The organism is Flavobacterium sp., assembly GCF_043760115.1.
Classification (GTDB): Bacteria; Bacteroidota; Bacteroidia; order Flavobacteriales; family Flavobacteriaceae; genus Flavobacterium.
The window spans coordinates 1-8929 of sequence record NZ_JAYUPK010000042.1; the positions used below are offsets into that span (position 1 = coordinate 1).

Here is an 8929-nt window from a genome sequence, read left to right on the forward strand (position 1 = left end):
GCTTTTTTTTGAGTTTTAATAATAACTTCATCCAATTTTACTGAATCTTTTAATTTATCTTGTGCTTGTGCAAATGCAAATGAAATTAAAACTAAAAACAAAGTAAACTTCTTCATAAATTGAATATTTTTGTAGTTGGACGTACGAATTGTAAGAATGTTACAGTTTTCTTAAAATTAACCAAAATGACACTAGAAATAGCAACTCCAGCTTTATTATTTTAGGCAACATCATTAATACTTTTGGCTTATACCAATAGATTTTTAACCATTGCACAAATCATTAGAAGTTTAAAGAAAAATTATGATGAAGATCATAACAACAATATTTTATTTCAGATAAAAAATCTCAATTTACGGTTGTCACTTATTCGATATATGCAACTTTTTGGAGTTTTAAGTTTGTTTTTATCGGTATTCGCAATGCTACTATTGTTTTTAGAACAACAACAAGTTGGCATTTATATATTTGGTTTAAGCATGCTTTCGCTACTAGTTTCGCTTGGAATTTCTTTTTGGGAAATTAGCATTTCTGTAACTGCATTACGTGTTCATTTGAGCGATTTGGTTGATGAAAAAAAAGAGAAGAAATCTAAACATTAATCAATTATCCACAGTAAAACAGGTTTCTTAGTAAGTTTAAGTTTTGCGTCAAGAATTTTCATAAAATCATTAGAAACCGCAGGACAACCCCAACTTAAAGGTGAGACTTTTGGCGCAATTTCTTCATTAGAAACTGCATTCCACGAATGTAAAACCACTACTCTATCAACCGCATTTTTATTGGTTTTTTCCAAACCGTGAAGCCAGTATTTAACATTTATTCCCCAAGAACTGTAATCACGTTTTCCTATTTTAAATTTACCTTTCATAGAGCAATGACTGTCTTTGGTATTACTAAATTTTGCTTTTTCCCACTTATCAGGATTTTCTTCAATTACATCGCAACTTCCATGAGTTACCAAATTTTTATCTGAGATTTTCTTTTGCTTAAAATCATAGATGAAAAATCTGTTTTTTCCCGGATGAATACTCAAATCTAATAAAAAATAATACTCTTCATTAAAACTATTTTCTTTACAATAAATCAACGCTTCAGTATTTTGAGAAGAATAATTTTTATCAATTGCATCAATTTTAGAATTATTACAACAGACAAAACTCAAGAAAAAAAGTAAAATAATTTGCTTCATATAAATTAGATATACAATATAACTTTAAAACTATAATTTTATTTTAAATCTAAAATAAAAACTACAAACAAAAAAACCTATAACAACAAACAATAAACTACATTTGTCGGCTTTTTAAAAATAAAAAATGACAAAAAATAACATATTAAAAGGAGTTTTTTTAGTTGGACTTGGTGCTACAAGTTACGGAATGCTAGCCACATTTGTAAAACTTGCTTACGATGAAGGATTTACAACTGCAGAAGTTACTTCATCTCAATTTATACTGGGAATTATTGGAATTCTTATTGTAAATGCTTTTCAAAAATCTACAACTAAAGAAATTGTAGAAAAAGCAACGTCTAAAAATATTTTTCAATTAATGCTTGCAGGAACTTCTCTTGGTATGACAAGCGTTTTTTATTATTTATGTGTAAAATATATTGATGTTTCTATTGCCATAGTTTTATTGATGCAAACTGTATGGATGGGCGTTTTACTAGAATGGATTTTAGATAAAAAAGCGCCATCAACACAAAAAATTATTTCTGTAGTAATTGTTTTAATCGGAACAATTTTAGCTACAAATCTTATAAATAATCAAAATACAATTGATTTTACTGGAGTTTTTTGGGGAATTTTAGCCGCAGCATCATTTACTACAACAATGTTTACTGCGAATAGAGTTGCAACAAGAATATCATCGGCACAACGAAGTTTGTATATGCTTCTTGGTGGTGCAATTATAGTTTTTTGCTTCGGATTATTTACTCAAACAACACCTTATAATTTCGAAATTTTCATGAAATGGGGAATTTTTCTGGCATTATTTGGCACAATAATTCCACCTTTATTAATGAATGCAGGTTTTCCAATTACAGGAATTGGTCTTGGAAGTATAGTTTCTGCATTAGAATTACCAGTTTCTGTATTGATGGCATTTATAATTCTTAATGAAACAGTGGTTTTATGGCAATGGATTGGAATAGTTTTAATACTAATTGCAATTGTAATTATGAATATAAATTTTAGGAAAAAATAATGTTATGAAATTGCGTGTAGTTCTTTTTCTACAAATGTAATATTCTTTAAAATAATTATTTACTTTTGAGCAATTAATAAGATAATTTATAGAACAATATAATATTATCAATTAAATCTATAGTTTATGATTATATTTATCAGTTAAAACTATTAGATTTGCTAAGTCAAATTAATTATTGAATAATTATAAAATAATAAGTTTGTTAATTTTCGGTTTAAACACTTATAAATTAAAAGCTTTTAAAATAGTAAAGTCAGTTTAAAAATTGATTTTTATCGGAAACATTTTTTGCAAAAAAGGTGTTTAAATTTATTTTGGTTAATAAATTGAGAACGATGACTTAATTGTCATCGTTTTTTTTTATTTTTGATTCTATGAATTCATTATTTCCATCAGAAAAAATATCCTTCAATTTACCTAATGCATCGATAGAGTATTATCCTAATTTTTTCAATTTAGAAAAATCTAACGAATTATTTGAAAAATTAAAATCTGAAATTCCTTGGCAACAAGATGACATTACAGTTTTTGGAAAAACGCATCCACAACCCAGATTAACTGCACTTTATGGTAATGAAGGAAAGCAATATTCCTATTCTAATATTATAATGCAACCACATTCTTGGAATGTACTTTTAACTTACATTAAAGAAAAAATTGAAGCTGTAAGTGATGAAAAATTTACAACAGTTTTACTAAATTTATACAGAAACGGAAAGGATTCTAATGGTTGGCACGCAGATAATGAAAAAGAATTAGGACGAAATCCTGTAATTGCATCTGTTAGTTTTGGTGTTACAAGATCGTTTCATTTAAAACACAATACAGATAAAAATCAGAGATTAAAAATTGAGTTAGAACACGGAAGTTTATTGCTAATGAAAGGTGAAACACAACATTTTTGGAAGCATCAAATTGCAAAAACTGCCAAAGAAATTGGACCTAGAATTAATCTTACATTTAGAATTATTAAATAATTTAAAAAAAAGTAGTAAGATTTTAAAAAGTAATTGTATTTTTTATTAATATTGAATTAAATTATTAATCACAACATTAATAGACGATTATTGTTTAAATAAATGAGAAAGAGTAAGAATACCGAGTTGAGTTACGAAGAAAGAGAACGCATAATTACGTTGGCTCTTGAAGAAAGAAATCCGTTTGAGATTATTAAAAAAGACTTTAATCTTAGTGAACAAGAAGTTCTTGAGATTATGAAACGAAAACTAACGGCAGACAAATTTGACGTTTGGAAAAAGAAAGCAATGGCGAGTAAACCAAAGCCAAAAGCCACTAAAGTAGACGAATTTGACGAAGATCTAGAAGGAAAATATTATATAAAAAATAAATTTGATTAAAATTTAACTCTTGTTCTGCAAGAGTTTTTTTTTGATTAAATTGTAACAAATACTTTTTTCAATCGTATAATTACCATCTCTAAAACATTTAATGAAATGGTAACAATAATACAATCCGACGATAAATTTATTTTTAAAATTTCGCCTTGGCATCAGATATGGTCTTTAAAATCTCAAATTATTATCTCTAAAAAAGATGTAGTAAATGTGTATCAAGATACATCTGAACTAAAAAAATGGAAAGGTTTTAGAATAGGAACTGAAATTCCAGGAATTATTGCAGCAGGAACTTTTTCATGGAAAGGCAAAAGAAACTTTTGGGATGTAATGAAAAATAAAAATACCATAATTGTAGAATTGAGAAATAATATTTACAATAAATTATATATTGAAGTTAAAAATCCAGAAGAATCAATTTCTATTTTAAAACTATAACCATGAAAAAAAATACTCTATTACTAATTGTTTTATTTTCAATAGCAACATATGGTCAAGAAATTACAGGAAAATGGTATGGCACTTTAAACATTCCAGGAAATAAATTACCAATTGAACTAAATATTACTAAAACTGATAAAGGTTTCAGTACTACAATGGATAGTCCAAGTCAAAAAGCAATTAATATTCCTGTGCCAACAACTACATTTGAAAATGGAAATTTAAAATTTGCAATTCCTGCAGGTAAAATTCAATACGAAGGAATTCTAAATAATGAAGCTAAAATTATTGGTTACTTTACTCAAAATGGTCAAAAAATTAAGTTAGATTTTTCTAAAACAGCATCTGAAGAAGTAGTTTTAAAAAGACCTCAAGAACCAGTAAAACCATATTCTTATTATAGCGAAGACGTAACATTTGAAAATAAAAAAGATGGAATTACACTTGCAGGAACACTAACTTTACCAAGTAAAGAAGGAAAATTTCCTGTGGTGGTTTTAATTTCTGGAAGTGGCGGTCAAAATAGAGATGAAGAAATATTGGGACATAAACCATTTTTAGTACTTTCAGATTTTTTAACTAAAAATGGATTTGCAGTTTTACGTTATGACGATAGAGGAATTGCCTCATCTAAAGGAAATTATGCAACTGCTACAACATTAGATTTTTCATACGATACAGAAGCTGCAGTTACTTATTTACTAACCAGAAAAGAAATTAATATAAGTAAAATTGGATTAATTGGTCACAGTGAAGGTGGTGTAATTGCGCCACTGGTTGCTAGTAGAAATAAAAATATAAATTTTATAGTTCTCCTTGCTGGAACTGGTTTGCGTGGTGATAAATTATTATTATTACAGCAAGAATTAATCGCAAAATCGAATGGTGGAACCGATGAAGAAATTAAAAAAAATAAAGATTTGAATACTGAAATTTTTAATTTAATTATCCAATCTTCTGATGATAAAAAACTTAAAAATGAAATTACCACACTTTTAAAACAAAATCCGCTAGACAATTTACCAGAAGGAATGACACAAGACCAATATATTGAATTTGCTTTAAATCAATACACCAATATTTGGACAAAAGCATTTATAAAACTAGATCCAAGTGTGGCTTTGAAAAAAGTAAAATGTTCAGTGCTAGCAATTAATGGTTCTAAAGATTTACAAGTTCCGTCTAGAGAGAATTTAGAAATTATAAAAAACTCATTAATTAAAGGTAAAAACAAACAAATTTCTATTACTGAAATTCCGAATTTGAATCATTTATTTCAAGAAACCACGACTGGATCTGTAAGTGAATATGAAACAAACGAACAAACTTTTTCACCAATTGCATTGAAAGAAATACTAACTTTTTTAAAAGTTCAGATAAAATAGTTTGATTTATTTGTAACAAATTCAATTTTTACACAACCTATTATCTGAAATATAAATTATTATGAAAAAAATTATTTTTGGCTTATCTATTGCAACGTTATTGTTTAGTTGTAAACCTACAGCAAACGTAGGAAATACTGCAAATACTAAAGAATTTAATGTATCAATCAACTTAAATACTGTAAAAGACGATAAAGTTGAAGTAACAATTATTACTCCAAAATTTACTACAGAAGAGGCAATTTATAATTTACCAAAAATAATTCCAGGAACTTATTCTGAAGACGATTATGGTCAACTGGTAGAAGATATAAAAGCATTTGACGCCAAAGGAAATACATTAGAAATTACAAAAAGTAGTGATAATTCTTGGTTAATAAAAAATGCAAAATCTTTAAGTAAAATTACCTATTTGGTTAACGATACTTATGATACAGAAAAAGGTGGAGGTTTTGGTAAAGAAGATATTTTTTCGCCTGCAGGAATAAATATTCTAGATGGTAAAAACTTTATGCTGAACAATCATGGATTTGTTGGTTATTTTACAGACTTAAAAGACATTACTTATAAGGTGAATATTTCTCATCCAGAAACGTTGTTTGGTGCGACGTCTTTGTTAGATTCTGATTCAAGTACAACCAATGATTTGTTTGTAGTTTCAAGATATAATGACTTGGTAGACAATCCAATAATGTATTCTAAACCCGATTTTATTACTTTTAATGTAGATGGAATGGACATACTTTTTAGTGTTTATTCGCCTAATGATAAACATACTGCAAAATCACTTTCCGCCGATTTAGAAAAAATGATGCGTGCACAAAAGAAATTTTTAGGAACAATAAATTCTAATAAAAAGTACACTGTTTTATTGTATTTATCTGATATGAAAAAGAAAGATGCTAAAGGTTTTGGAGCTTTAGAACACAATACCTCAACAACAGTTGTTTTTCCAGAAATGATGTCTACAAGTTCTTTAGGAAAACAAATAATTGATGTGGTTTCACATGAATTTTTTCATATTGTTACACCTTTAAGTGTTCATTCTAATGAGATTCATTACTTTGATTTTAATACACCTAAAATGTCTAAACATTTATGGATGTATGAAGGTGTAACTGAATATTTCGCCAATTTATTTCAGGTAAATCAAGGTTTAATAGACGAGCAAGCTTTTTATAAAAGAATGCTTAAAAAAGTTGAAAACGCCAAAGATTTGAATGATACAATGCCTTTTACAGAAATGAGTGCTAATGTATTGAAAAAACCATACAAAGATCAATACCTAAATGTTTATGAAAAAGGAGCATTAATTGCCATGTGTATTGATATTGAAATTAGAGAAAAAAGCAATGGAGAAAGAGGAATTCTAGACTTAATGCAAAAATTAACCAACTTATATGGTTCGCAAAAGCCATTTAATGATGACGAACTTTTTGCTAAAATCACAGAGTTAACTTATCCAGAAATTGGTACTTTTTTAACTACTTATGTTTCTGGAAGTACACCAATTCCTTATGAAAATTATTTTGCAAAAGTTGGCGTTAGTAAAGGCAAAATAAAGAAAGCTGCGAACCCATTTTTAGACGGTAAAAACCCAGTAATTACAGGAAATTCTTCAACTAAGGAAATTAAAGTTAAAAATGATGTTGAGTTAGGAAGTTTTTTAAAATCTATTGGTTTAAAAGCTGATGATACTATTATGGCATTAAATGGAGTAGATTATAACTTGAGTACTATTTTTGAAATGATGACAACCGTTCAAAATTTAAAACAAGACAGCCCAATTACAATAAAAATTAAAAGAGATAATAAAGAACAAATTTTAAGTGGTAAATTGGTGCTTACTTATTATGATGTTGAAGCATACCAAGTATTTGAATCAAGTAAAATAAAACTTAATCAAGCTTGGCTAAAAGGATAAACTTGAATCTATCCATTTTAAAATCCTCAATTTATGCTTTAAATTGGGGATTTTTTTATTATTTTGCCAAAAAATAATTTAACCCAATTTGTAATGCAAAAAATAACAATTGCTCTATTAACTATTGTACTATTTGGTTCTTGTTCTGAAAAAAAATCAGATAAAAATTTAGAGATTTCTGGAACTATAAAAGGATTTAAAAAAGGAACTTTATACATTCAAAAGATAAAAGATACTGTACTTGTTGCTCTTGATACAATTCAAATTAATGGCGATTCTAACTTTATAAGTGAGCTAAATATTGATTCTCCAGAAATGTTGTATTTATTTATTGATAGAGGTGTAACCAATTCTGTAGATAATAATTTGCCTTTTTTTGCTGAACCAGGAAAAATTAAAATTGAAACATCATTAGATTTTTTTACATCAGATGCCAAAATTTCTGGATCCAAAAATCATGAATTATATACCGAATATAGAGGTGTAGTTTCAAGATTTGTAGATCAAGATTTAGAAATTGTTAAGAAAAAATTTGATGCTTTAAAATCTAAAAATGATAAAGTAATGGAATCTTTAAATTTAAAACAAGATGCTATTGTAAAACGAAAATATCTTTATACAACTAATTTTGCGGTAAATCATTCAGATTACGAAATTGCACCGTATTTAGCTGTTGCTGAAATTTATGATATCAATTTAAAATATCTTGATACAATTGATAAATCAATGACGCCAAGTGTTTCAAAATCGTTATACGGAAAGCAATTGAAAGATTTAATTAAAGAACGAAAAACGTTAGAAAATAAATAGCATAAAAAAACCTTTCTAGTTGAAAGGTTTTTTTATTTTTAATTTAATGGAGTCCAGTTTTTATCTAGATGTTTTCTAAGTCTAGATTGTGTTGTATAATCATAAGTGTAAGGAAGTGTTATACTTCTTGCAGGAATTCCGTGAGATTCATTTATATTAGGTGTTGCAAGATTATCAAATGCTGCTGGCGCATTATATTTATAATAATATTTTTTACTATTGGCAACATCATTATACTCTAAAGATTCAGTTTTTGTTAAAAAGCCATCTCCATCGTCATCTATGTCGTACATATTTGGAATTCCATCACCATCACTGTCATATTTAAATGGATTATTAGTCCAATTGGTTTTATAAAATTGTACCAAATTAATTGGTGTACTAACAGCTGTTATTCCTGATGGAATGTCTGGTCGTTCATCTTTAGATTTTATACCGTCACCATCTTGATCTCTATATTGCAATTCGTATAATTTGAATGAAAATATTATTGGAGTATAAGGTCCTATTGCTCCTACAGAACCACTATAATATGCTAAACCAGAAGGCAAAAACATTACTCCAGCACCATATCCATCATAAGTCACAGGATTTGGTCCAGGTGTTGCGTTATAAGTTCCAGTTTTAAAGTTGGGAATAATATGACTCCAACCTGTAATTACTTCTTCTAATTTAAACCATATTGGATTTTGAGAAACATCAAATTGTGTATTATTAAAAGTTACACCTCTGTAAGCTACGTGAACCGAATCTACTTGTGTAGGTCTTTTTTGTGTTCCTTCTCTAAATTTAATAAAA

General features: G+C 27.6%; 10 protein-coding genes. 8 read left to right on the forward strand and 2 right to left on the reverse strand.

The genetic code is table 11. The features are described from left to right. Nucleotides 1-236 precede the first annotated feature (236 nt). Nucleotides 237-602 (forward strand): DUF2721 domain-containing protein, encoded by a 366-nt coding sequence (locus tag ACH2BC_RS03585; protein WP_395052623.1) that lies wholly within the window; start codon nt 237-239, stop codon nt 600-602. Here the strand turns inward: ACH2BC_RS03585 and ACH2BC_RS03590 are convergent. After that, complete coding sequence (locus ACH2BC_RS03590; protein WP_395052614.1) at nt 599-1192, reverse strand: murein L,D-transpeptidase catalytic domain-containing protein; 594 nt, start codon at nt 1190-1192, stop codon at nt 599-601. The two genes, ACH2BC_RS03585 and ACH2BC_RS03590, sit on opposite strands and share 4 nt — an antisense overlap. A 127-nt stretch (nt 1193-1319) precedes the next feature. On the opposite strand from ACH2BC_RS03590, the gene ACH2BC_RS03595 reads away from it, so the two are divergent. The 7 genes from ACH2BC_RS03595 (at nt 1320) to ACH2BC_RS03625 (ending at nt 8131) form a co-directional block, all read left to right on the forward strand. Further along, on the forward strand, nt 1320-2213 hold the full coding sequence (locus ACH2BC_RS03595; protein WP_395052615.1) for an EamA family transporter: 894 nt from the start codon (nt 1320-1322) through the stop codon (nt 2211-2213). Between the two features lie 377 nt (nt 2214-2590). After that, complete coding sequence (locus ACH2BC_RS03600; protein ID WP_395052616.1) at nt 2591-3193, forward strand: alpha-ketoglutarate-dependent dioxygenase AlkB family protein; 603 nt, start codon at nt 2591-2593, stop codon at nt 3191-3193. Nucleotides 3194-3295: 102 nt separating this feature from the next. Further along, nucleotides 3296-3574 carry a DUF2805 domain-containing protein gene (locus ACH2BC_RS03605; protein WP_395052617.1) on the forward strand — a complete coding sequence of 93 codons (279 nt, stop codon included), beginning with the start codon at nt 3296-3298 and terminating at the stop codon, nt 3572-3574. A 96-nt stretch (nt 3575-3670) separates the two neighbouring features. Continuing rightward, nucleotides 3671-4009, forward strand: coding sequence for a hypothetical protein (locus ACH2BC_RS03610; protein WP_395052618.1), 339 nt, complete (start codon nt 3671-3673; stop codon nt 4007-4009). Between the two features lie 2 nt (nt 4010-4011). Continuing rightward, the gene (locus ACH2BC_RS03615) at nt 4012-5397 is read left to right on the forward strand and encodes an alpha/beta hydrolase family protein (RefSeq protein ID WP_395052619.1); all 1386 of its coding nucleotides are present in this window, start codon (nt 4012-4014) and stop codon (nt 5395-5397) included. Nucleotides 5398-5458: 61 nt separating this feature from the next. Next, nucleotides 5459-7321 (forward strand): peptidase M61, encoded by a 1863-nt coding sequence (locus ACH2BC_RS03620; RefSeq protein WP_395052620.1) that lies wholly within the window; start codon nt 5459-5461, stop codon nt 7319-7321. Between the two features lie 93 nt (nt 7322-7414). Continuing rightward, complete coding sequence (locus tag ACH2BC_RS03625) at nt 7415-8131, forward strand: DUF4369 domain-containing protein (protein ID WP_395052621.1); 717 nt, start codon at nt 7415-7417, stop codon at nt 8129-8131. A 38-nt stretch (nt 8132-8169) separates the two neighbouring features. On the opposite strand, the gene ACH2BC_RS03630 is transcribed toward ACH2BC_RS03625, so the two are convergent. Beyond that, nucleotides 8170-8929: FKBP-type peptidyl-prolyl cis-trans isomerase (locus ACH2BC_RS03630; RefSeq protein ID WP_395052622.1), on the reverse strand; the 760-nt coding region annotated here is incomplete at its 5' end.

Bases quoted from the DNA above. Each gene is read 5' to 3' on its own strand.
- ACH2BC_RS03600 (WP_395052616.1), top strand. From the start codon at position 2,591: ATGAATTCATTATTTCCATCAGAAAAAATATCCTTCAATTTACCTAAT.
- ACH2BC_RS03615 (WP_395052619.1), top strand. From the start codon at position 4,012: ATGAAAAAAAATACTCTATTACTAATTGTTTTATTTTCAATAGCAACA.
- ACH2BC_RS03620 (WP_395052620.1), top strand. From the start codon at position 5,459: ATGAAAAAAATTATTTTTGGCTTATCTATTGCAACGTTATTGTTTAGT.
- ACH2BC_RS03610 (WP_395052618.1), top strand. From the start codon at position 3,671: ATGGTAACAATAATACAATCCGACGATAAATTTATTTTTAAAATTTCG.
- ACH2BC_RS03625 (WP_395052621.1), top strand. From the start codon at position 7,415: ATGCAAAAAATAACAATTGCTCTATTAACTATTGTACTATTTGGTTCT.
- ACH2BC_RS03590 (WP_395052614.1), bottom strand. From the start codon at position 1,192: ATGAAGCAAATTATTTTACTTTTTTTCTTGAGTTTTGTCTGTTGTAAT.
- ACH2BC_RS03595 (WP_395052615.1), top strand. From the start codon at position 1,320: ATGACAAAAAATAACATATTAAAAGGAGTTTTTTTAGTTGGACTTGGT.
- ACH2BC_RS03605 (WP_395052617.1), top strand. From the start codon at position 3,296: ATGAGAAAGAGTAAGAATACCGAGTTGAGTTACGAAGAAAGAGAACGC.